This is a genomic window from Paenibacillus lentus (assembly GCF_042714055.1).
Lineage (GTDB): Bacteria > Bacillota > Bacilli > Paenibacillales > Paenibacillaceae > Fontibacillus > Fontibacillus lentus_A.
The window spans coordinates 568,961-590,932 of record NZ_JBHGVC010000003.1 but is presented as its reverse complement, the minus strand read 5'-3'; the positions used below and the strand labels follow the sequence as shown (position 1 = coordinate 590,932).

Below are 21,972 nucleotides of genomic sequence, written 5' to 3'. Positions count from 1 at the left end.
TGCAATGACTACAGCGTATTTTACCAGAAAAAAGGTAACGAGGGTACCACAAAATTCACGTTCTCAAGGAGCTTCCTCCTAGTAGGAACGTTTATTCACGAATAGAGCAATCTCCTTCAAATGAGTTCTTGCCTTGCTCTCCGGAAGCTGCTCCAAAGCTGCTAAAGCCTTATCGGTAAAAGTCTCTGCCAACTGCTCCGCTTGCGCTATGCCGGGGCCCGATTTGATAATATTTATCGCTTCCGAAATGTGGTCTGCGCCGGCCCCGCTGCGTATCCCGCCGATCGCCTCAAGCAAAGACTTCTTTAGCTCCGGGCGTTCAAGCGTATAAATAACTGGAATAGTAATATTTCCTTGACGCATATCACTTCCCGGCGGCTTGCCGATGCTCTTCTCCGTACCGCACAGGTCGAGCAGATCATCGCGGATCTGGAAAGCCATGCCGATATTGTAGCCATATCGATACAGAAGCGAGCTGATTTGAGGAGAGGCCCCCGCCACAACCGCTCCGAGCTGGCAGCTGATCGCGATCAACAGGGCGGTCTTGCGGCGGATCCGCAATAGATAATGGCGAACCGACTGATCGGTATTGAAGAAATCGCGAATCTGCTCCATTTCGCCGATCGACATTTGCACGAGCGCCTTGGACAAAATTTGGTGTACCTCCGGATCGGGCAGCTGAGTGGCCAGCATTAAAGCTTTGGCATAAATATAGTCCCCCGTATACATCGCAATTTTATTGTCCCATTTTGCCTTAACCGTCGGCTTGCCCCGCCGCGTTCCGGCATCATCGATTACATCGTCGTGAACGAGCGATGCCGAGTGAATCAGCTCAAGCGGTACAGCCACGTACTGCAGCCGATTTAAATCATACGTGCCGAATTTGCCGCCCAGCAGCACGAAAATCGGACGCAGCCGTTTGCCTCCCGCTTTCAAAAGATGGAGCGAGGTTTCATTCAGCAGCTCCTCATCGCCTTCGATGCTCCGGTACAACTGCCGTTCGATGAAGTCCATATCTTTCTTCAATGTACCGAAAATATCCATTAGTTTCATTCTTTCACCCGTATCAACGTATTGTCACTCCATATATTCATTCTTACCTCGTGTTCCAGAAGTCCCAGCTCACGAGCATAAGAGAAGTATAATGCTAATCCATTCTGCTGTTCATCGTTAAAATCATAACATAAATTGTTAAAATAATGGCGCCAATATTGGGGTGTCCCGCCGATCAGGCGGCATGCCTGCTCCACTAGCGGGCCTAAGTCGTTCAAGCTCCGGCGTTTGCTATCTTCAAATGCGGAGCATACACGCGATAGAAAGACAGGATTCTCCTCCGCGAAAGATTTCTGCACGGCCCATACCGCAAAGGTCATTCCGTAGCCTGTCCACCTCTTCCAGACTTCCCCTAAATCCGTCACGATATAATCATGATCCCGCCATGAGGCTTCAATCGCATGATCGCCAATGAGCAAAGCCGCGTCGCTGTCCTCCATCATGGCTTCCAGATTCGGTTCGCTGTCCCAGTACGTCGGTTTCCCGCCATAGGCCTTCTCCATAATAATCTTAAGCAGATTAACGGAGGTCGCTGATGTGTTGGTCAAGGCGATTACTCCGCTGCCAATCTCCTCCGGCGGCTTCCGGGAAAATAACAGAATGGAATTCACCGGGCCGTCCGAGCTTACGGACAAGCCCGGCAGCAGCAAGAACTGCTCCCAGCCCAATCCGAAGGAAAATGAGGATACCGGTGCAAGGTCGAGCTCGCCGCTCAGCATTCCCCGGTTCAGCAGCGAGGGAACCTCCGTCACGAGGCGAGGGCTGCCGGGCAGACTCTCCGTATTAAAATAATGAAATATCGGCCAGACATTACTATATTTTATTCGTCCAATCAACACGTCGTCATTGTCCCTGCTCTTCACTTTGCTCCCCCCATCTGGTAAACAGGTTATGTTCTATTCTTAAGCTGTCGAGTACTTTACCAACCAAGAAAGAGATCAGGTCATCGATATTCTGCGGCCCGAAATAAAATGCCGGCATGGCCGGAACGATACGTACTCCAAGCCTGGCCAGCTTCAGCATATTCTCCAAATGGATCGCATGCAAAGGCGTTTCGCGCGGAACTAAGACGAGCGGACGTCCTTCCTTCAGCATCACGTCCGCTGCGCGGGTCAGCAGATTATTCGATGCGCCGTGAGCAATTCCAGACAGGGTTCCCATGGAGCACGGCATGACTATCATACTATCGATGAGATACGAGCCGCTTGCAATCGAAGCGCCGATATCGGCAATCGGGTGATAGATATACTGCCCCGGGAAGTCTGCAAAGTGCTCGCGAAGCACGGCTTCGCGATCTGACGTTTTCCAGCCCAGCTCCTCCTTGATCACTCTCCAGCCCGCATTCGTTATGACGAGATGCACGTCGAAGCCCAGCTGCAGCAAAGACTGGATCAGCTTCACGCCGTAGATCGAGCCGCTGGCACCCGTGATTCCTACAACCATCCCTCTTCGTCTATCTGAGCTGTTTTCCATCAAGAGTGACGCACCACCAAATCTATCAATGTAAACGAGAATACCACGATGCTAAGTACGCCATTCATCAGGAAGAAGGAGGTCTGCAGGCGGCTAAGATCGCCCGGCGATACGATATAATGCTCATAAAATAAGATGAGATAAGCGATAATCATTCCGGCGATATACCACCAGCCCAGATCGCTAAGCAGCAGCAGAGCGATAAAGCCGATAGCGGTTATGATGTGGAAGGCTTGGGCTATTTTCAAAGAGGCCGCAACCCCGAAACGCACCGGGATGGAGTACAGTCCTTCCTTCTTATCGAACTCCACGTCCTGGCAAGCGTAGACGATATCGAAACCGGCTACCCAAAACGTCACGGTAGCAAACAGAATCATCGCTGTAAGATCCACCTTGCCCGTCACCGCCACCCAGCCTCCGAGCGGAGCTAGCGCTATCGTCAAGCCCAGCACGACATGGCAGAGCCAGGTAAAACGCTTGGTGTACGAGTACAGAACGAGCATCACGACAGCAATCGGCAGCAGCTTCATCGCCAGGGGATCCAACTCGGCCGCAGCCCAGAACAGCAGAGCAAACGATAGGATGATAAACACGATGACTTCCCCGATCTTCAGCAGCCCGGCCGGTATTGCCCGGTTCGCTGTACGAGGGTTCTTCTTATCGCTCACCCGGTCAATGAGGCGGTTCAGCCCCATGGCAGCGCTTCTGGCACCGAACATCGCCAGCAGCACCCAGCCGATCTGCTCCCAGGACGGCAGCGTCTGGTGAATCATCACCGAGCCGAGCAGCGAGCCCATAAAGGCAAAGGGCAGGGCAAATACGGTATGTTCAAATTTGATCATCTGCAAAAAAATAACGGCTTTTCTAAGCATAAGGCGTCTCCTTCGTTCCGATATGTAAGGCGACGACTCCACCCGTTAAAGGATACGCTTCGACCTTCTTAAGTCCGATATCACGGAAGATTTGCGCCAGCTCCTCCCTGCCCGGGAACGCGGAGAGCGAATCGGGAAGCCATTTATACTGCTCATAGCGTTTAGCAAACAGTTTGCCAAGCAGCGGCAGTACCTTCTTGAAATAAAAATAATAAATTCCCTTAAACGGCTGCCAGGTCGGCTTGGACAATTCCAGACAGACGACCATCCCCCCAGGCTTGACTACCCGCTGCATTTCGCGAAGCACCTGATGCAGGTCGGGCACGTTGCGAAGACCGAAGCCGATTGTGGCATAGTGAAAAGTATTGTCCTCGAAAGGAAGCGCCATCGCATTTCCCTGTACGAGCGAAATCCGATCCCCCAGCCCGAGCTCATTCACCTTGCGGCTGCCGAACTGCAGCATGTTCTCGCTGAAATCCAGGCCGGTAATGTGTCCGCCGCTGGTTTGAGCCATGCTGATCGTCCAATCGCAAGTACCGCAGCAAAGGTCAATCGCCGTATCCTCCGGAGACATCTTCATCTTGGCCATTGTAAATTTGCGCCAGGCTTTATGCCGACGGAAGCTGATAATATCGTTCATCCTGTCATACTTTGGAGCGATGCTCTCGAATACCGAATGGACGAACTGTTCCTTCGGCTCAGAAGTAGAATTACTCATAATTGTCAATCACCTTACCCTTCCTGCATTGCACGTCGCTGCATGGCCAGCGCGGCACGAAATGGTTCAACAATGGCGGTCAGCTCGGACTGCTCCTTATCGCCCTTCAGCTCCTGTACCAGTGCCTGAACCCGTTCCACGGACTGATGCAGCTTATGAACAAGCTGCTCGTTCACATGATATTTCACGAGAAGCGAAGACCATTCGCGCTTATCGACTTTCCGCCGCGATAGCACTTCCTTGTCCTCGACCGTTCCCGTCTCCATAATGCGAAGATAGGCGTAGCCCTGTCGTTCCTCCGGCAGCATGCTGCTCGCCTTCATTTCGCCCAGCACGACCTCGCAGCGGCTAAGCTCAGCCAACAGCAATCTCCACAGGTTTTGCAGCGGCTTGTCCAGCAAATGGGAGAACGATTGGAACAATCCCATCTTGATATGCGTGCAATCCTTCAAATACTCCTCCGTAGGCAAGAGCTTCTTCAGCTTGTTATACAGGCCTACCTTCAGCCGATTGACTTCACAAATTGCCGAGCTCATGGAGGACACCATTTCAATCTGTCCCGCCTTCGCAAGCAGCTGATAGAACAGGCTGCTAAAATAGTCGCCCGCCAGAACCTTTAGCTGACGGGAGCGCATGCTTCGCTCCTCTTTGCAGGTCGAATCCACATCGATCATATCATGCGTATCGAGTCCAAGCTGAACGAGAAACGCTGCTAACGCCGATGTCTCATACGCCCGTATTTTGCCGTTGTCACGGATGTTTAAAAACATATAAAGCAAACGAACACGGGCAACCGGATAATCCGGAAGCGCCGTGTGGTTGGTAATCATGTCGTATCCGACATACTTATGTGCCATTTCAGTTATGCGATAAGGTTTCATCCTCTGCCTCCGAGCCGCTAATACTGACAATCTCTGCTTTATTTCAGTTGAAATTCAAAGAGATGTCACAATCCTGTCTATTATAGCATATGTTATTTCGCCGCGCACAAGGAACAGCGCTTATTTCACAATAAAATATAAGCCAGCGGCCGCATGCAGTTTACTTATTGATCATCGTCTTCCAAAGGTTCGTTTCCGTGACTCTAAACCAGCTTTTCAATTCATGGTTCAATTCCCGGTTTCCCCAGGTTTGCAGCTCTTTCAGCGCATCATTGGGCCACTCTCCCCGGCGGACGTCTGCAGCCAGCAGCAAATACTTGTTCCCAAGCCACTGATCCTCCGCTATGAACCTTACCAGCAGCCGATGAACGTTGGTCGTGCTCTGAAAGGAGCGGTCAATCGCCTGAGCGAGTCCTTGATAGAGCCGATCGGGATCGCCTGCTCCTTCCGTAACTTTAAAATCAATGGCCAAAATGCTGCCGCTCAGCTCCACCTTATCGACGGGAACAAGCAGCTCCCAAGCGATTAGCTCATCGACAAGGTTATCATTTTTCAGCTCGGCAGGCTGATCGCGCTTCTCCGATACAGCTCCGTGGACGGGCCTAATTTCACCTGCTCTGCCGGCAAGCCAGGATAAAGCCGCCAGCAGCAGGACGCAGCCCATTGAAATGAATACCGCCTGCACAATAATGGTACGCTTCATGAGGCATTCTCCCTTGGTTATGACCTGGTTTTATTCTGCCCATTACAGTCTATACCCCATTGTACAATTAAAAAAAGCAGGCTATGCCTGCAAAATCAAAATCATTCTTCTGTATCGATTCTGCCGTGCTTGGTCATAACGACAGCTTTGCCTCTAATTTTCACCGCCGACGTATGGTCGGTAAATTGAGCGATAAGCACCTCGCCCTTGTCCAGCTTCTCCGTATGATGGAAGCGAGTGTCCTTGCCGCGGGTAAGCCCGATGACCTGAACACCCTGCTCCTTCGCTTTGACGACGAAATAATCACCGTTGTTTACGTTTCGCTCGTCCCCGCTTCCGGCATTCTGATTGTGCTGCTCCATCCTGTGTGATTCCTCCCATCGGATAAATACACTGACGACCTACATTCCCTCTGCATTCTAAAAGAAAAGGCCGTGAACAATCGCCCACGGACTTTTATCAGAGAAGATATGTAGAAATCTTTATTTAATTCCGTCTTTGAGCGCTTTACCTGGTTTGAATGCAGGAATTTTGCTCGCAGGGATTTCGATTTCCTCTCCTGTTTGCGGGTTGCGTCCTTTACGGGCGGAACGTTCGCGTACTTCAAAGTTGCCAAAACCAACCAATTGAACTTTGTCACCATTTTGCAGAGCTGTAGAAATAGCTTCAAATACAGCATCAACCGCTTTAGTTGCATCTTTCTTGGAAAGCTCCGTGCTTTCCGCAACCTGATTTACCAAATCGGATTTGTTCATTAAAATTCACCTCCCATACAAAAATTACATCACTCTGATATTCTGTGTTTCCGTTTTACCGCAGAATATACGTTATTCTACATTATTACTGGAATTTTGCCCAGTAAAAAGTTCATTTGCCCTTATAAACAATGGCGAGGAACAAACTTATAGTAATACAGCCTATCTATAATTTCAAGTTTTTTAAGTCCTAGATCGATTCAACACGTAAAAAGTAATAGATAAAGCAAGCACCAAAACCGAGCCCTTCACGATGTCATGCGCAAAATACTGCACGTTCATCATCGTCAGTCCATTGACGAGAACTCCGATCAATACGGAGCCGATAAAGGTGCCGATAATGTTCGGTTTGCCCGCGCCGAAGACGGAGAAGCCGACGAAGGCGGCGGCAACGGCCTCCATCAGCAGAGGGGCGCCTGCATCGATTTGACCGGAGCCGACCCGAGAGGCGAAAAGCAAGCCGCCGATGGCCGCAAAAACGCCGGACGCCATATAGGCGAACATCCGCACCTTTTTTACTTTGATTCCTGACAAGCGCGCTGCTTCCTCATTGCCCCCCGTAATATAGATTTGGCGGCCATATTTCGTCCTGGTCAGAAATAGATGCACAACGACAACGAAGAATAGGAGCAGAATGACGCTGATCGGAATGCCCAGCACCTCTCCTTGTCCCAGCATCAGGAAGGTTTTGTCCATTTTCCCCGCCGCTTTGCTGCCGTCCGGGAACTGCATATTGTTGTAAATCGTGTAACCCTGGGCGTAGGTCTTCTGTATTCCGGCTATGATATACATCATGGCTAACGTCGCCAGCAAATCCGGGATTCTCATTTTGATAATCAGAAAAGCATTCAACAGGCCGATGAGAGCCCCGATCAACAACGGGAATATAATGACCACATAAAGCGGCATCTGATACCAAATCATCAGTGATGCAGCGACAACCGTTGTCAGCGACACGGTCGAGCCGACGGATAAGTCGAATCCATCCACGGCCAGCGACAGTGTTACACCAATAGCCACGAAGGTGACAATCGCAATGGAATTTAAAATGTCGCTAAGATTGCTATAGGTAAAAAAGTATGGGAGCCTGATCGAGAAAAAAGCAATAACCGCCAAAACAACCGTTATCGTTCCATACCGAAACGTCACATTCATCAATCTATCTTTCACAAGTTTTCCTCCTGTCCACCGCTTGCAAAGTACAATATCTTCTCCAGAGTAGCCTCGCTGCGCTGCATCACGGCTGCGATGCTGCCGTCGTACAATACGGCGATTACATCGCCGATTCCGAGCCCCTCATCCAGCTCGCTCGTCAAATACAGCACGCCTTTGCCTGCGGCCGCCAGTTGACCTATAATGCGGAAAATATCGCTCTTAGCCCCGATATCGACCCCCTTCGTCGGTTCATCGAACAGGAATATATCCGCGTCCTCTCCAGCCACTTGCCGATGGCGACCTTTTGCTGGTTTCCACCGCTTAAATATTTGACTGGCTGCGTCGCCGAAGCTGTCTTGATGCCCAGGGCGGAAATCGTTCGCTCGGCAAGGCCCCGCTCCCGACGGCTAGAAATAAAGCTGAAGCTGCTGATGCGATCAAGCAGCGGCAAGCTGATATTTCGCTCTACGGACTCCTGAATAACGATTCCCTGCTTGCGCCGCTCCTCGGGAACACTCACAATGCCTCCTAGGATCGCGTCTGCCGGCTGTTTGAACAGCTTTCTCCGGCCATGCATATAAATTTCCCCGCCATCCGGGCGATCCGCGCCCGCAAGCATTCTGGCGATTTCCGTCTTACCCGCTCCTACCAAGCCGACCACAGCCACGATTTGCCCGCTGCGCACCTCCAGATCAACACCTTTTACCTTCCGGCCCTGCCGCAGTCCGTTTACACTGAGAACGATATCGCCGATCTCCGTGGAAATTTTCGGAAACTCCTCAGCAAATGTCTTGCCCAGCATTTGGGCGACAAGTCCCTCCATGCTTAATGCGTCTAACGTACCCGAATGCACCTTCTTCCCGTCCCGCATGACGGTGACATAGTCAGCGTGCTCCATCACTTCAGGCAATCGGTGAGTAATAAAGACGCATGCCGCCCCCCGATGCTTGAGCTCATTCAAAATACGGAAGAAGGTATCCGCCTCCGATCCGCTCAGCGGAGCCGTTGGCTCGTCAAAGATGATGACCTTCGCTTCCTGTCTGACGATACGCGCCAGCAGCACCATCTGCTTCTCCGCGATGCTTAAGTCGGCAACCTTCTTCTTGACTGGAATGCTCACTTGCAGCGATGCGAGGATTTGCTCCGCCTCTTGGGCCTGGCGTCTTGGGCTAAGCCAGACCTTGCTATCCGCGGCTCCAATCGCATCCAGCATGACGTTCTCGGCGACCGTCAGCTGAGGAACGAGGCTGGCATCGACCTCCTGATAGACGCAGTGGATACCGAGCTTCTTGGCATCCGCCGGCGACTTATGCTTTACGTGACGCCCATCGAGCAGCATCGTGCCTTCATCGTACTCATAGGCTCCAGCCAGGATTTTCATCAATGTGCTTTTGCCGGCCCCATTGGCCCCGAGCAGCGCATGTACCTCCCCGCTCCTTAAGCTGAAATCCACGCTTTGAAGGGCGGGAACACCGGCAAACGACTTCGTGATTCCCGTCATTTCCAGCACATATTGTTGTTCAGTCGTTTTTTCCGCTAATGCCACTTAACAGCACTCCCCACTTAAAAAGCGCGCCTCTCGGCGCGCTCTTTGCATTTTACAGCCCTAGCTCCTTACTCTACGCCGTACTCTTTCATCCACTCCTGAATGCCTTGCTTGGATCCTCCCCAGCCCTCTACATACTGGGACAGGTCATCCGTGGATACTTGCTCGTCAGGCAAGGCATCCCGCTTAACAAGCACCGCCTGCAGAACTACCTTATCCTCCGCGTCATCGCCATGCAGCTTCTGATACGCATATCTGACTTGCACCCGGCCGATATCCTTCGGATCTACGGCTGCGGAAGCGACCCACGGGCTGGTAGGATCTTGAATGATTTGCAAATCCTCATCGCTCAAGTCAATGCCGTATACTTTAATCTCGTCACGGCCGGCGAGCTGAATCGCTCTGGCCGCACCTTTGGCAAATTCATCCCAAGCTGCCCATACCGCCGTAATTTCACCCTTCGGATATCTCTTCAAAATAGCTTCCATTTGCGTTTGTGAATCGAGTGCCGGATTGGATGCCGTTCCAAAGCTGGCGATTTCTTTAATCTCCGGATTTTCCTCTAGAAACTTCTTATATTCCACGTCCCGGCGCTCCATCGGCGCAAAGCCGGCAACCCATACCTTGACGATATTTCCTTTGCCGCCCGAATCCTGCTTCAGCTGCTCCAGCGATAATGCCGCCATGCTTTGATCATCCTGGGATAGGACGGTCACACCGGGCACTTCTACAAGCGCATCGAATACGACAACCGCAATCCCCTTCTCTACCGCTTTCTTGATGCCTGGCTCCAAAAACTCAGCCGCGCCGTGATCGGTTAAAATAATGTCAAAATTTTGATTGACCGCCGATTCGAGCAACGAGGACATTTTCGCTTTATCATTTTCTGCCACGAATGTGGTCAGTTCTCCGCCGAACTTCTTCACTTCCTCCGTTACGCCCTGCACATACTGCTGCGAGAACGTACCTGTATTGAACTCCATGATGAGCGCTACCTTCTTGCCTGCAAGCTCTTTCCCGCTGACGTCTACAGCATTTCCCTGCTCAGCCGCTGATGCCGGTTCTGTTCCTGGCGCTGGTGCGGGCTCTTTCTTGATGCCGCATGCGCTGACGACGAGCACTAGCAGCAGAATTAACGCTGTCGTCCAGGATTTTTGCCAAAATGTGACTTTCTTCATGGTTTCTCCCCCTTGATATATGTATCTTTAAAATCTTTATAAATTAATATATATCTTAAAACCAAGTATGTAAATCGGTTTTTACTATTTTATTAAAATAAAAAACCGCACACAGCCTTTTCAGCTTGGTGCACGGTTGGGAATAGTTTATTTTTCTATAAAATTATGGCGATTAATCCGCCCGAGCCTTCATTGATAATCCGGCCCAGCGTCTCCTGCAGTTTATAGCGGGCATTGTCCGGCATCATGGCGATTTTGCCTTGAATTCCTTCCCTCACGATGGAGTGCAAGGAGCGGCCAAAAATATCGGATTCCCAAATTTTAATCGGATCATTCTCAAAGTCCTGCATCAAATAACGAACCAATTCCTCGCTTTGCTTCTCCGTGCCAATGATCGGAGCAAATTCAGACTCCACATCCACCCGGATCATATGAATCGATGGAGCCGTCGCTTTGAGGCGGACCCCGAATCGGGAGCCTTGGCGGATGAGTTCCGGTTCATCCAGCGCCATTTCTGCAAGGGACGGAGCAGCGATGCCGTAGCCGGTCGTCTTGACCATTTCCAACGCTTCCGCGAAGCGGTCATATTCCTTCTTCGCATGCGTAAACTCCTGCATCAATTGCAGCAAGTGATCCTTGCCTCTGATTTCAACGCCGACTACCTCCATGAGAATTTGATCATACAGATCGTCCGGCGCGTATAAATCAATTTCCGCTACGCCCTGCCCCATGTTCAGGCCGCTGAGCCCGGCGCGATCAATGAATTCATATTCAAGGAAGTTGCTGACGACCCGGTCGACGTCACGAAGGCGCCGGATATCTTTAACCGTATCGCGAACCGAATTCTCGTAATTGCTGCGCAGCCAATGGTTTTCATTCAGCACCATAACCCAGCTAGGCAGATTCACATTCACTTCGTGTACCGGGAATTCGTAAAGCACTTCACGCAGGACGCCTGTTACGTCCTCCTCCGTCATCGTTGCGGCACTTAAAGCAATAACCGGAATATCATATTTGACGGCCAGTTCCCCGCGAAGCTGCTGTGCTTCCTCGCTTGTCGGGCGCGTAGAGTTAATGACGAGAACAAACGGCTTGCCGACTTCCTTCAGCTCGGCTATGACCCGCTCTTCGGATTCAACGTAGGAATAGCGCGGAATGTCCGCGATCGTGCCGTCAGTGGTCACTACGACGCCTAACGTCGAATGCTCTTGAATGACCTTGCGCGTACCGATCTCCGCTGCTTCCTGGAAAGGAATCGGCTCCTCGAACCATGGCGTAGAGATCATACGCGGGCCATTCTCATCCTCGTAGCCTTTAGCTCCTTCGACGGCATAGCCAACACAATCAACGAGCCGTACATTCACTTCCAGCCCTTCTGCTACTTTGATTTGCACGGCATTATTGGGCACGAATTTCGGCTCGGTCGTCATGATTGTCTTGCCGGCTGCGCTTTGCGGAAGTTCATCCACTGCACGGATCCGATCCGCTTCGCTGGAAATGTTCGGCAGAACGACCGTTTCCATGAAGCGTTTAATAAAGGTCGATTTTCCGGTACGGACGGCTCCGACCACACCAAGATAGATATCTCCTCCGGTGCGTTCGGCAATGTCCTTGTAAATGTCCACTTTCTCCAATACCAATGATATCCCCTCCTCAAAATTCGCCGAAGGAAAAATGCTTTGAGAGCATCCGCTTCGCTATTTGCAACAACTCGTACATTCATTTGGACTAGTAACATCATATGTAGCAAATGCACTATTATGACGGATTATACCGTCCAAGCCTACTTTTTTTTGCTATGCCGCTGCGACCTGCCGCACCACGGCTTCCGCCATATCACCATTGTATGCTCGCTGCTTGATTCCTATGACATATGAAAAATGCCTTCCTATGAACGGATCATAGAAAGGCATAAATAACAATATCGGCTTATAGCGCTTATGCAATTCAGTTTTCGATTTGAGCTACGGGCGTGCCATCCTTCCAAGCATAAGGCAGGGACTTCACCGGTACGAAGAAGGATTGCTCCGTTAACAGGGCTCTAAGATCGGAATGCTCCTCGCCGACCGCCATGCCGGATTTATCGACCGCTTGCATAATATCCCAAGCATAATCGACATATACGCGCCCTTCTCCATCGATCAAATAGGGCAGAGGCTGTCTTGAAAATACGCTAAGAAGCGCATGCTCTTCCCCGCGGATTTTCGGCAAATCGACCTCATGAAGACCTGGATACACTTCTGCGTCTCCCAATATCGGCCACTGTCCCAGATGAGATCTTCCGTACTGATCCACAAGTCTTTGAACATCGTTTACTTTCTGCACCGTAACTAAATCCATCACCTTGACCGTCGGATCGACCTCCTCATTAATGACGAGAAAATAAGCGCTTCCCCCCTGCTCGAAGGCCGTTGCCGGTATTTGGTCAATATACCCTTGCTTGTTCAGGTTATCGAGATCGATGCGAAATTTCTCGTATCTCGGCACTTCTTCCCCCGCGGTAATAATCGGTAAAATCCCTTTTTCCTGCTGAAAAGCATCGATCGCGCTTTGGATTCGCTCCACGCTTTCCCGGTAGGATACCCCCTGCTCCTGCCGCTTGCCGCCCGGATACATGCAGCCTGACAGTAGAGATATCCCTGCGACAAATATGAGTGTACATACTACGTACCGAACTGTAGTCTTATTCAAAGCTCTTCATCCTTTGCAATATCATACGTCAAGCTCGTTTCCTTCACCATAAATCATCCTCTTGCTGCCGTTCGAGCTGCCTGCGAATAGCCGCCTTCAGCGGATCCTCCGGCAGGCGCACCTCGGCCGAACCACATATTTTAGCTTGGCATGCCAGCCGAATTCCCTGCTCCAATAACGGGCCCAGTTTGCGCTGCTCCGCAGAAGTCGGGGAGCTTAAGGCCTGGCTGTGCTCGGCTTCAACCTCCACTTTGCACATGAGACAGCCTGCATTGCCCCCGCAGCGCGTAGCGATATGAACTCTGGCATTCCGCGCTGCCCGGAGTACGGTAGTCCCCGGCCGGACTTTGACCGACTTGTCCTGAGGCATAAATCTGACTTTAAGCTCCACTATCGGGTTCCTCCTATTTTACTTGCTTTGGCCCCTGCAGCCATTCTTCAGCGATTGCTGGAGCATCCAACAGCTCCGCCACGCTTATGACCATTTCTGCTTCCCATTCGTTCCGTGCAAGCAGCTTATGCAGCAGGCTTAAATGAGGCTCCGGCGACCGCCGGATCGCCTCAGCGATAGCATGATAACGATCCGGCCGTTCTCGCAGCACATTAAAGAGCAGCTCATGAGCAAGAGGCATCAATCGTATCGCTGAACCCTCTAATGCAATACGGCCTGAATGTTCAGACAAAATACCGTTCACCTCGGTACGGTACCTGGAGCTGCCTTTCCTTACTTCAAAACCGCCTACAAGCTCCATCGTAAATGAACCCAGCCGATAATGGCTGAGCAAGGAAGCGTAACTGCCGCTCTGGTCCAGTACGGGCTCATCCAGCGCTAAAGAAGTTAAACGATCATGCAGCTTTTCCACGTCGATTCTGTCGCAATATACATCAATGTCACGAGGGGACTGCTCCAGCGGAACTCCTTGCAGCCATAAGCCGCAGCTCCCCCCCAGCAGCCAGGCAGCCTGATCCTGACCCAGCCGGCTGCTCAGCTCTTTCAAAGCCGAGACTAAAGGGGCTTGTCCTTCCTCTCCTATTTCCATACCCATTCAAATACCTCTTCCCTATGCTCCGTTATACTGTCGTACCTTTCTGGACTCTTGATCAATCAACGGCTATGTTATCGATACAAGCCCCATCAGAAAGCCGGTCAGCATAATAATGAAGGCGAGCAAGGATAAAATTCCTTTCACAAGGCCTTTCGTTTTCGTGCGGGCAAAGGTTACCAGAAAAACAGATACACCCATTACGAGAATCGCCGCAATCGATAACCACATCTTCGTCATTGCATCCATGTGTAACTCTCCCATTTACCATAATTGATATGATGAATATTATAGCATTTTGAATCTGAACAGGCTATGCAGCACTAAATAAACCCTGCAATTTTACGAAAAATTGAAGAGGGCACCGATCGGTGCCCTCAAAAAAACCGCGGCGCATTGCCGCGGAGTCTAAAATTTCGGAGCTCGCAGAACGAGCGCTCCTTTATTTCTTAATCATTAATTTCATTAGAGCTTCCATATTGTTCGGATTCATACCGCTCTTCTTCACGGCTCCGATGATTTCCGATATGGTACTTTCCGAAACGGGCACTTTAGCCATGGCGGATACCTGCTTAATCAGCTTCCGCAGCTCTGCTTCACTTTGCATAGTAGATGGTTTAACCGTACCTGCCAGCTTTTTAACAGAGCCTTCGGAAATGCGCTTGCCGGTCTTCTTGTTAATCGCGTTCAGGGCATCTTTGGAAATTTTGCTCATATTCTCCCCCCTTCGCTTTCCTCTCCCACAGTGTATGAGGAGTTAACGAAAAAGGTGTGTGAGGCAGAGAGCTTCCCGATGATTCCCCAAGCCTATCCTTTATGTATGCCACTGCTCCCAGGTTTCCAGCGACATGACTTCCATCTCGGTCTTCCGATCCCGTCCCATTAAAGCTTCTACCGCGACCCGCGGCTCGATTCCATCAAACAGGACATGATACAGCTGCTGAGCGATGGGCATCTGCACCTGGTACTTCTCTGAAATTGTACGTGCTGCCTTCGTAGTCCGAATTCCTTCAACGACCATCCCCATGGAATTCAGAACGGTATCTAGCGATTTGCCTTCACCAATCATGTAGCCCGCACGCCAATTCCGGCTATGACGGCTTGTCGCGGTGACGACCAGATCGCCTACTCCGGCAAGTCCGGCGAAAGTGAGCGGGTTCGCCCCCATTTCCACCCCGATTCGGGTAATCTCGGCAAGGCCGCGCGTCAGCAGAGCCGCTTTGGCATTATCGCCATAGCCCAGCCCATCAGACATGCCTGCCCCGAGGGCAATAATGTTTTTCAGAGCACCCGCGAGCTCTACGCCAACCATATCCCGGTTCGTATAGACTCGGAAATACGAGTTCATAAATAAATCCTGCGCTTTCTGTGCCTGCTGCTCTAATAATGAAGCGACAACGACCGTCGTCGGGCAGCGCTGAACGACCTCTTCCGCATGGCTTGGGCCAGACAGAACGACGATGCGTCCTTCCTCACAGCCCAGTTCCTCGGCAATAACGACGGATATGCGCTTCAAGCTCTCCGTCTCGAAGCCTTTGGTCGCATGCACCACGGTCATGTCCTCATTCCAAAATGGCTTTAACGCCCGGGCCACATCCCGAACGGCGGAGGATGGAGCTACGATCACTACCGCTTTGGCTCCAGTGACAGCCTCCTCCATATCATTCGTTGCTACGATGCGAGGCGACAAATCGACTCCCGGCAAAAATCGTTCATTGCGGTGCTTTTCATTTATCTCATCTCTTTGAGCCTCGTTACGAGTCCAGATCATCACATCCATCTTATCGGCCAGAACGCTGGCTAATGCCGTTCCCCAGCTTCCCGCCACTAATACGGCCGCTTTCTCAGACAACTCGTTTACCTCCCTTGGAGCCTAGTTTATTCTCTTTGCCTTGAACCAGCTTCACAATATTCGTACGATGTCTCCAAAATGCAAATACGAAAATAATGAGACTTGTCCATAGGTATGGACCGAATTGCCCGGAGAACATGAGAAATACAGGGGTCAGCAGAACAAACAGCAAAGAACCTAGAGAAACATATCTCGTAAAAACGATAGACAAGATAGCGATAATTCCTGCATAGAGCGCCGGAAAGAAGAACAGGGAGGCCATTACGCCAATCGTCGTAGCAATTCCCTTGCCCCCGCGGAACCGGAAATAAATTGGCCAATTGTGGCCTACAATGGCGGCGAGGCCGCATAGGAGAGGAACCCATACAAAATCCCCGCCAAGCCATCGGCCGAGCCAGACAGCAGCAATTCCCTTCACTACATCAAGAGCTAACACCATGATCGCCGGCCCCTTGCCAAGCACTCTCAGCGTGTTGGTAGCTCCAGCGTTGCCGCTTCCATGCTGACGGATGTCAATTCCTTTCAAGGACTTCGCCAGCACGACACTGAAGCTGACCGATCCCAACAAATAACTGAAAATTACTGCAATCACGGGTAAAATCACATTTGTCCTCTCCTAACTTTCATCAGACTTACGGCGCGTAAACAACCGAATTGGGGTACCTTCAAAATCAAAAGCCGCCCTGATTCTATTTTCCAAATAACGTTCATAGGAAAAATGCATCAGCTCTGGATCGTTTACAAATACGACAATCGTAGGCGGTTTGACGGATACCTGAGTAACGTAATTAATTCGCAGTCTTCTGCCTTTATCCGTAGGCGGCGGATTAATGGCAATCGCATCGGACACGACATCATTCAGCAAGTGTGTTTGCACCCTCTTCGCATGCTGATCCGCCACATGCTGAACGACTGGCAGCAGCTTATGCAGACGCTGCTTCGTCTTCGCGGACAGGAAAACGACAGGCGCATAAGCCATGAACAGGAAATGATCACGGATTTTCTGCTCGAATTGATGCATTGTCTTATCGTCCTTCTCAACGACATCCCATTTATTTACGACGAAGACGGAGGCCTTGCCCGCTTCAAAAGCGTAACCAGCGATGTGTTTATCCTGCTCGATAATGCCTTCTTCCCCATTGATTAACACGAGAACGACGTCAGCCCGCTCAATGGCTTTCATTGCGCGCATGACGCTATACTTCTCGGTCGTCTCATATACTTTGCCCCGTTTGCGCATGCCTGCCGTATCAATTAGAACATAACGCTGGCCATCCTTCTCAAAAGGCGTATCGATCGCATCGCGCGTCGTTCCGGCAATATCGCTGACGATAACCCGCTCTTCCCCGAGAATCGCGTTGATGAGTGACGATTTACCGACATTCGGCCGGCCAATCAGGGCGACACGGATAACATCCTCGTCATACTCGTCGTCCGCCAAATCGGGCAAGTTCTCGGCGATCGCATCGAGCAAGTCGCCGATTCCTGTGCCGTGACTGCCTGAAATACCGATCGGGTCTCCGAAGCCCAAATTGTAAAATTCATAAATATGCTCGCTGCGACCGATGTTGTCTACCTTGTTCACGGCGACAATAACGGGCTTGCCGCAGCGATATAACAGCGTTGCGACTTCCTCATCCGAGCTTGTGACCCCGGCTTTGGCATCGCACATGAAGACGATGACGTCCGCCTCTTCGATCGCGAGCTCAGCCTGCATGCGAATCGATTTTAAAATCGGTTCTTCATCGCCAAGCTCGATTCCTCCCGTATCGATGATGCTGAACGGCTTGCCGTTCCATTCACCTACGCCGTAAATACGATCGCGGGTAATACCGGGCTTGTCTTCCACGATCGCGAGCCTGTCACCGATAATCCGGTTAAAAATCGTGGATTTCCCCACATTCGGCCTTCCTACGATAGCCACAACGGGTCTTGCCATACGGATACCTCCTATATTGTTCCTATATTTAAACAAAATGCTTACACAGTCCATGATTCACGATTATCATCATAGCAAAAAAAGCACTAATTGGCTAACGTTTCATTGCTTATTTTAAGGGGCTACGTTTTGCCCATATTCGGGTAAAGTAAACGTTTTTATTATAGCCGCCTTATATTTCTTTACTCCCGATGAGCCGTGCCAAGAAAAAATAAAATCGGCGAACCCGTGTTAGGGGGCCCGCCGATCCTTATACCTGCTAAATCCCGTCTATTTCCACTTGCTCAATTTGTCGCCAAACCGCTCGCCAAGAGTTACGCTCAGGCCTTGATTGTTCAGCGAAACGTTAGGATTGTCGTTCAAGTCTTCTTTTCTTACGCTGCTGCCTCTAGACGGCTTCTCGCTCTTCGGCGCTGCAGCAGGAGCCTCTTCCGTTTCCTTGATGCTAAGGCTGATCCGCTGCTCTGCTGTATTCACGTCCAGAATTTTGACTTGAACCGTCTGTCCCTCTTTCAACACTTCATGCGGTGTGCCGATATGTTTATGGGAAATTTGCGAGATATGGACAAGTCCTTCTACTCCAGGTGCAATTTCTACAAAAGCACCGAAGTTGACAAGACGCTTCACTTCACCGCTTACGATATCTCCACTCTTAAATTGCTCGGCCGCCGTATCCCAAGGTCCTGGAGTTGCCGCCTTGATGCTCAGGCTGATTTTGCCTTTCTCAGGATCAACTTTGAGAACCTTCACTTTCACTTGCTCTCCCTCGGAAAGAACATCAGAAGGCTTCTCTACATGGTTCCAAGCAATTTCGGATACGTGAACAAGTCCGTCTACGCCGCCTACGTCCACGAACGCCCCAAATTGAGTCAGGCGTTGTACCGTACCTTCGATGACTTGACCTTCTTGCAGCTCGCCCATCACTTTGAGCTTATTCGCTTCGAATTCTTCATCGAGAACGTCTTTTTGCGACAAAATCACTTTGTTGTTCTCTGGATCGATTTCCTTCACTTTAACGCGAAGCGTGCGACCTTTGTAATCGCTGAAATCCTCCACGTAATGACGCTCAACCATCGATGCAGGGATAAATCCGCGCACGCCCACGTCTGCCACGATACCGCCTTTTACGACATCGGCAACCGTAACTTCGAAAGTCTCTTGACTTTCAAAACGCTGCTGCAGCACTTCCCACGCATTCTCGCTGTCGATCGCGCGCTTGGAAAGCACGAGACGCTCTTTCTCGTCGTCAATGCTAACGACTTTAGTCTCTACTTCTTGGCCTACTTCAACGGCGTCCGAAGCGCTGTCCAAATGAACAGAGGACAATTCACGAATAGGAATAACGCCGTCATATTTATATCCAATGCTCACATAAGCCTGGTTGTCCTCGATTTTGACGATCGTTCCTTTAACGGTGTCCCCTTTTTTCAAGGATACGATTTGATCCAGTTCATCCTGGTTCGCTACCTCAGCAGCTTCTTGATTCTTGATTTCTTCCGACATGTCAATACCCTCCTCAATTCAGCAACCCATTTATTTAAACCCGCTTAAGCGAAGTTCAAAACAACTTGATATTGATAGCTTTCCAAAAGTCTCCTGCCTTCATGCATAAGCCCTTGTCAAGCAATCAATCCATTATCCCTGAGCCTTGAGTTCTGCAATGCGGGACATAATGATTTCCGTCACGCGCTCCGCAGCATCAGGAACCGTTCCATCCTTGAACTCCGAAATATCGATTGGAGCTCCGTAAACAACCTTCGTTTTTTTAAACAGCTTATAATTTCCAATAATGGCTACGGGAACGATAGCAGCATCGCTGCGAAGCGCAAAGGTAGCCGCTCCTTTCTTTCCCATCCCGCCTGAACGGGAGCCTTCCGGGAAAATTCCCATGACCTTACCAGTCCGCAGAATGGTTAAAGCCGTCTTGATCGACTCCTTGCTGACGCCGCCCCTTTTCACAGGAAACGCGCCAAGCTGCGTAATCAGCCAGCCGAAGCCGAAAATGTCGAACAATTCCTTCTTGGCCATAAAGTGAACTTTCCGTTTCAAGAGAATACCGATCGTCGGCGGATCCAGCAAACTGATATGATTGGAACAGAGTAGCACGCCGCCCTCCTTGGGGATATGCTCAAGTCCCTTCCCCTCCAAACGGAATAGCGCTTTATAAATAAGTATTAATGCACCACGGCAAAAGCTATAAATCATCCCTGTTCTCTCTCCCATAAGATTCGCTTAATGAAACGATGCGGTCTGCTACTTCGCGAGGCGTCAAATGCGTGGTGTCCAGCAGGATGGCATCCTCAGCCTGCCGAAGGGGAGATACTTCCCTCTCCTGATCAAGCCGATCCCTTTCAGCGATGTCGCGAGCGATCATCTCTAAAGTAATCCCTTGCTGATCCCGCATTTCTTTGAATCTGCGGTGAGCGCGTTCCTCTACAGTTGCAGTCATGTAGACTTTCACTTCGGCATCCGGAAGCACCGTCGTACCGATATCGCGTCCATCCATGACGACGCCTTTGCGTAAAGCCATTTGCCGCTGGAGAGACACGAGCCACGTTCGCAGCCCCTCGATTTGCGCATATTGGGATACTTGGGAACTAACCGTTAGAGAGCGGATTTCCGCGGTAACGTCTTGACCGTTCACGATGACTTGTTGTCCATCTTCTCCCGGTATTAATTCAATACCCAAATTCTGTACCGAATGAAGCACTTTATCGACTTCTTCCGGCCCGATCCCGAGACTTTGCAAATACCAGGTCGCCGCTCGGTACATTGCACCGGTATCAACATAGACGTATGACAGCATGCTTGCAACCATCCGGGCAATGGTACTCTTACCCGCACCGGCAGGTCCGTCGATCGCGATGTTGATCTTGCCATTATGTGATGACGTTGTCCTTGCCAACGGGGACGCCTCCTCAAAAACACGGTCTCAATAAAAAAGCAGGCATTGCCTGCGACGTGAAAATTATACCACACAACGTGCTTGGATGCAAAAGAACGAAACACCGCCCGTCTGCTGTCAAACTTTGTTATCGTCCTTCCAAACGGTCGACAGCCACGCCTTCAAAACGATCCGTCAAGGCGATGAAACCTCTCAAAGCGGGAATGCGAAGGAAAATTTGCAAAACGCAAAGCCCCACCAGCGTGACGATCACAGCTTTTCGAAGCACCGGCTCCATCCAGCTGCAGAACTTCAAAAAAAGCTCTGTATATTCCTCCGCTTCTTTGCAATCCATAGAATTGTTTGAATCTCTAGCTTCTTTATCTATTGGCATCAAGCTCACCCCTGCTTCTGGATAATTTTATCTTGTCCAAAGCAGGGCGAAGCCAATCGCCGCGACATAAAGCACAGCTTATTCCTACCGATTCTTAAAATCAAATTGACGCTCGAAGCAATAACGAATTATCTTTTGTCTTTCCATATCGGAAATACTGACAAACTTCAGCATCGCCATAGTTCGCCCTGTCTCAAGCTTCTTCGTACGCACGATCTCTGCTTGGAAGGGAACATGGTCAATTGTTCCGTTCTTATACGACAACAGCAGCCAGCAATATAACTCATTCCCCTCGGATAAGCCGTAATTGCCTTCGGCAAGAAAAGATACCCCTCCTCCACCGACATCCTCCGTCAAGGCTACGAAACGGGTATCGTCTTTTAACTTCACCGCGATATCAAGCTTGGCCACCACCCTCAGAAAATGGCGCCGCTGAATCTTGGTGATCGTCTCCAGTTCAGGTCTTCTTATCCTTACAAGCTGAACGATATCATCAGCAAAACCAAGAACATATGTATTAAAGTAATTTTTAACCCCCTGGCCGGTCAAAAAATAAACCGACAACTCATCCCCCATGCGCAGCCGCTTCATGCGCCCGCTGCCGCTTTCGATCGGAACCTCGATCAAAAGCGTATCATCTTCGATATCGGCGATACGCGACTTGTATTCCTTCTCCATATTCTTGCCGTCTGCCGATGCAACCTGAATATATAACAGGTCATTTACACTAGGAAACAAGCCCCTGCACCACCTTGTTTTTCATATAACTGTTACCATTTGATTATAACACGCTATAGGTCTATTGGATCAATTAAAAATATTTATGCGAAAAATA

The 21,972-nt window shown here is 50.4% G+C and carries 25 protein-coding genes and 1 pseudogene; all 26 read right to left on the bottom strand.

Features of this window, described 5'->3' with window-relative positions; genetic code table 11:
- Positions 1–78: 78 nt before the first annotated feature.
- On the bottom strand, positions 79–1,053 hold the full coding sequence (locus tag ACE3MQ_RS09560; protein WP_379392376.1) for a polyprenyl synthetase family protein: 975 nt from the start codon (positions 1,051–1,053) through the stop codon (positions 79–81).
- Positions 1,050–1,916 (bottom strand): menaquinone biosynthetic enzyme MqnA/MqnD family protein, encoded by an 867-nt coding sequence (locus ACE3MQ_RS09555; protein WP_379392375.1) that lies wholly within the window; start codon positions 1,914–1,916, stop codon positions 1,050–1,052. Before ACE3MQ_RS09555 ends, ACE3MQ_RS09560 begins: the two co-directional genes overlap by 4 nt.
- Entirely contained in the window at positions 1,897–2,526 is a 630-nt protein-coding gene (locus tag ACE3MQ_RS09550) for a UbiX family flavin prenyltransferase (RefSeq protein ID WP_379392475.1), read from the bottom strand. The genes ACE3MQ_RS09555 and ACE3MQ_RS09550 overlap by 20 nt, the downstream gene beginning before the upstream one ends.
- Entirely contained in the window at positions 2,526–3,398 is an 873-nt protein-coding gene (locus ACE3MQ_RS09545) for a UbiA-like polyprenyltransferase (RefSeq protein ID WP_379392374.1), read from the bottom strand. The genes ACE3MQ_RS09550 and ACE3MQ_RS09545 overlap by 1 nt, the downstream gene beginning before the upstream one ends.
- On the bottom strand, positions 3,391–4,116 hold the full coding sequence (locus tag ACE3MQ_RS09540) for a demethylmenaquinone methyltransferase (protein WP_379392373.1): 726 nt from the start codon (positions 4,114–4,116) through the stop codon (positions 3,391–3,393). Before ACE3MQ_RS09540 ends, ACE3MQ_RS09545 begins: the two co-directional genes overlap by 8 nt.
- 14 nt (positions 4,117–4,130) lie before the next feature.
- Positions 4,131–4,997 carry a heptaprenyl diphosphate synthase component 1 gene (locus ACE3MQ_RS09535; protein WP_379392372.1) on the bottom strand — a complete coding sequence of 289 codons (867 nt, stop codon included), beginning with the start codon at positions 4,995–4,997 and terminating at the stop codon, positions 4,131–4,133.
- Between the two features lie 160 nt (positions 4,998–5,157).
- Positions 5,158–5,700, bottom strand: a complete 543-nt coding sequence (locus ACE3MQ_RS09530) for a hypothetical protein (RefSeq protein ID WP_379392371.1) — start codon at positions 5,698–5,700, stop codon at positions 5,158–5,160.
- Between the two features lie 101 nt (positions 5,701–5,801).
- A complete protein-coding gene (gene mtrB / locus ACE3MQ_RS09525; RefSeq protein WP_379392370.1) occupies positions 5,802–6,062 on the bottom strand; it encodes a trp RNA-binding attenuation protein MtrB in 261 nt (86 codons plus the stop codon).
- 120 nt (positions 6,063–6,182) lie between these two features.
- The gene (locus ACE3MQ_RS09520; RefSeq protein WP_110932485.1) at positions 6,183–6,455 is read right to left on the bottom strand and encodes an HU family DNA-binding protein; all 273 of its coding nucleotides are present in this window, start codon (positions 6,453–6,455) and stop codon (positions 6,183–6,185) included.
- A gap of 183 nt (positions 6,456–6,638) precedes the next feature.
- Entirely contained in the window at positions 6,639–7,610 is a 972-nt protein-coding gene (locus ACE3MQ_RS09515) for an ABC transporter permease (RefSeq protein WP_379392474.1), read from the bottom strand.
- Between the two features lie 11 nt (positions 7,611–7,621).
- Positions 7,622–9,111, bottom strand: a pseudogene (locus ACE3MQ_RS09510) (sugar ABC transporter ATP-binding protein).
- A 113-nt stretch (positions 9,112–9,224) separates the two neighbouring features.
- Entirely contained in the window at positions 9,225–10,334 is a 1,110-nt protein-coding gene (locus ACE3MQ_RS09505) for a sugar ABC transporter substrate-binding protein (protein ID WP_379392369.1), read from the bottom strand.
- Between the two features lie 155 nt (positions 10,335–10,489).
- The gene (gene spoIVA / locus ACE3MQ_RS09500; RefSeq protein WP_125085187.1) at positions 10,490–11,968 is read right to left on the bottom strand and encodes a stage IV sporulation protein A; all 1,479 of its coding nucleotides are present in this window, start codon (positions 11,966–11,968) and stop codon (positions 10,490–10,492) included.
- A 313-nt stretch (positions 11,969–12,281) separates the two neighbouring features.
- Positions 12,282–13,025 (bottom strand): hypothetical protein, encoded by a 744-nt coding sequence (locus tag ACE3MQ_RS09495; protein ID WP_379392368.1) that lies wholly within the window; start codon positions 13,023–13,025, stop codon positions 12,282–12,284.
- A gap of 43 nt (positions 13,026–13,068) precedes the next feature.
- Positions 13,069–13,416, bottom strand: a complete 348-nt coding sequence (locus ACE3MQ_RS09490) for a 2Fe-2S iron-sulfur cluster-binding protein (protein ID WP_379392367.1) — start codon at positions 13,414–13,416, stop codon at positions 13,069–13,071.
- Between the two features lie 13 nt (positions 13,417–13,429).
- Positions 13,430–14,071, bottom strand: coding sequence for a nucleotidyltransferase family protein (locus ACE3MQ_RS09485; protein ID WP_379392366.1), 642 nt, complete (start codon positions 14,069–14,071; stop codon positions 13,430–13,432).
- 66 nt (positions 14,072–14,137) lie between these two features.
- Entirely contained in the window at positions 14,138–14,317 is a 180-nt protein-coding gene (locus ACE3MQ_RS09480; protein ID WP_379392365.1) for a DUF2768 family protein, read from the bottom strand.
- 193 nt (positions 14,318–14,510) lie between these two features.
- Positions 14,511–14,783 carry a stage VI sporulation protein F gene (locus ACE3MQ_RS09475; protein ID WP_379392364.1) on the bottom strand — a complete coding sequence of 91 codons (273 nt, stop codon included), beginning with the start codon at positions 14,781–14,783 and terminating at the stop codon, positions 14,511–14,513.
- A 99-nt stretch (positions 14,784–14,882) separates the two neighbouring features.
- Entirely contained in the window at positions 14,883–15,920 is a 1,038-nt protein-coding gene (locus ACE3MQ_RS09470; RefSeq protein WP_379392363.1) for an NAD(P)H-dependent glycerol-3-phosphate dehydrogenase, read from the bottom strand.
- Positions 15,913–16,524 (bottom strand): glycerol-3-phosphate 1-O-acyltransferase PlsY, encoded by a 612-nt coding sequence (gene plsY, locus ACE3MQ_RS09465; RefSeq protein WP_379392362.1) that lies wholly within the window; start codon positions 16,522–16,524, stop codon positions 15,913–15,915. Before plsY ends, ACE3MQ_RS09470 begins: the two co-directional genes overlap by 8 nt.
- Positions 16,525–16,536: 12 nt before the next feature.
- The gene (der, locus tag ACE3MQ_RS09460; protein ID WP_379392361.1) at positions 16,537–17,859 is read right to left on the bottom strand and encodes a ribosome biogenesis GTPase Der; all 1,323 of its coding nucleotides are present in this window, start codon (positions 17,857–17,859) and stop codon (positions 16,537–16,539) included.
- A 270-nt stretch (positions 17,860–18,129) separates the two neighbouring features.
- Complete coding sequence (gene rpsA / locus ACE3MQ_RS09455; RefSeq protein WP_379392360.1) at positions 18,130–19,362, bottom strand: 30S ribosomal protein S1; 1,233 nt, start codon at positions 19,360–19,362, stop codon at positions 18,130–18,132.
- A gap of 132 nt (positions 19,363–19,494) precedes the next feature.
- Positions 19,495–20,064: a lysophospholipid acyltransferase family protein gene (locus ACE3MQ_RS09450; RefSeq protein WP_379392359.1), complete on the bottom strand. Its 570-nt coding sequence runs from the start codon at positions 20,062–20,064 to the stop codon at positions 19,495–19,497.
- The gene (gene cmk / locus ACE3MQ_RS09445; protein WP_379392358.1) at positions 20,054–20,764 is read right to left on the bottom strand and encodes a (d)CMP kinase; all 711 of its coding nucleotides are present in this window, start codon (positions 20,762–20,764) and stop codon (positions 20,054–20,056) included. The genes ACE3MQ_RS09450 and cmk overlap by 11 nt, the downstream gene beginning before the upstream one ends.
- A 127-nt stretch (positions 20,765–20,891) precedes the next feature.
- A complete protein-coding gene (locus tag ACE3MQ_RS09440) occupies positions 20,892–21,137 on the bottom strand; it encodes a hypothetical protein (protein WP_379392357.1) in 246 nt (81 codons plus the stop codon).
- An 84-nt stretch (positions 21,138–21,221) separates the two neighbouring features.
- Positions 21,222–21,875 carry a flagellar brake protein gene (locus ACE3MQ_RS09435; RefSeq protein ID WP_379392356.1) on the bottom strand — a complete coding sequence of 218 codons (654 nt, stop codon included), beginning with the start codon at positions 21,873–21,875 and terminating at the stop codon, positions 21,222–21,224.
- Positions 21,876–21,972 lie beyond the last annotated feature (97 nt).

What these genes read in the sequence shown, in the direction of transcription:
- ACE3MQ_RS09530 (WP_379392371.1), bottom strand. Translation starts at nt 5,700, where the DNA reads ATGAAGCGTACCATTATTGTGCAGGCGGTATTCATTTCAATGGGCTGC.
- mtrB (WP_379392370.1), bottom strand. Translation starts at nt 6,062, where the DNA reads ATGGAGCAGCACAATCAGAATGCCGGAAGCGGGGACGAGCGAAACGTA.
- ACE3MQ_RS09535 (WP_379392372.1), bottom strand. Translation starts at nt 4,997, where the DNA reads ATGAAACCTTATCGCATAACTGAAATGGCACATAAGTATGTCGGATAC.
- ACE3MQ_RS09485 (WP_379392366.1), bottom strand. Translation starts at nt 14,071, where the DNA reads ATGGGTATGGAAATAGGAGAGGAAGGACAAGCCCCTTTAGTCTCGGCT.
- ACE3MQ_RS09450 (WP_379392359.1), bottom strand. Translation starts at nt 20,064, where the DNA reads ATGATTTATAGCTTTTGCCGTGGTGCATTAATACTTATTTATAAAGCG.
- ACE3MQ_RS09520 (WP_110932485.1), bottom strand. Translation starts at nt 6,455, where the DNA reads ATGAACAAATCCGATTTGGTAAATCAGGTTGCGGAAAGCACGGAGCTT.
- ACE3MQ_RS09560 (WP_379392376.1), bottom strand. Translation starts at nt 1,053, where the DNA reads ATGAAACTAATGGATATTTTCGGTACATTGAAGAAAGATATGGACTTC.
- ACE3MQ_RS09550 (WP_379392475.1), bottom strand. Translation starts at nt 2,526, where the DNA reads ATGGAAAACAGCTCAGATAGACGAAGAGGGATGGTTGTAGGAATCACG.
- ACE3MQ_RS09545 (WP_379392374.1), bottom strand. Translation starts at nt 3,398, where the DNA reads ATGCTTAGAAAAGCCGTTATTTTTTTGCAGATGATCAAATTTGAACAT.
- ACE3MQ_RS09540 (WP_379392373.1), bottom strand. Translation starts at nt 4,116, where the DNA reads ATGAGTAATTCTACTTCTGAGCCGAAGGAACAGTTCGTCCATTCGGTA.
- ACE3MQ_RS09480 (WP_379392365.1), bottom strand. Translation starts at nt 14,317, where the DNA reads ATGGATGCAATGACGAAGATGTGGTTATCGATTGCGGCGATTCTCGTA.
- ACE3MQ_RS09475 (WP_379392364.1), bottom strand. Translation starts at nt 14,783, where the DNA reads ATGAGCAAAATTTCCAAAGATGCCCTGAACGCGATTAACAAGAAGACC.
- rpsA (WP_379392360.1), bottom strand. Translation starts at nt 19,362, where the DNA reads ATGTCGGAAGAAATCAAGAATCAAGAAGCTGCTGAGGTAGCGAACCAG.
- ACE3MQ_RS09515 (WP_379392474.1), bottom strand. Translation starts at nt 7,610, where the DNA reads ATGAATGTGACGTTTCGGTATGGAACGATAACGGTTGTTTTGGCGGTT.
- ACE3MQ_RS09505 (WP_379392369.1), bottom strand. Translation starts at nt 10,334, where the DNA reads ATGAAGAAAGTCACATTTTGGCAAAAATCCTGGACGACAGCGTTAATT.
- der (WP_379392361.1), bottom strand. Translation starts at nt 17,859, where the DNA reads ATGGCAAGACCCGTTGTGGCTATCGTAGGAAGGCCGAATGTGGGGAAA.
- ACE3MQ_RS09440 (WP_379392357.1), bottom strand. Translation starts at nt 21,137, where the DNA reads ATGCCAATAGATAAAGAAGCTAGAGATTCAAACAATTCTATGGATTGC.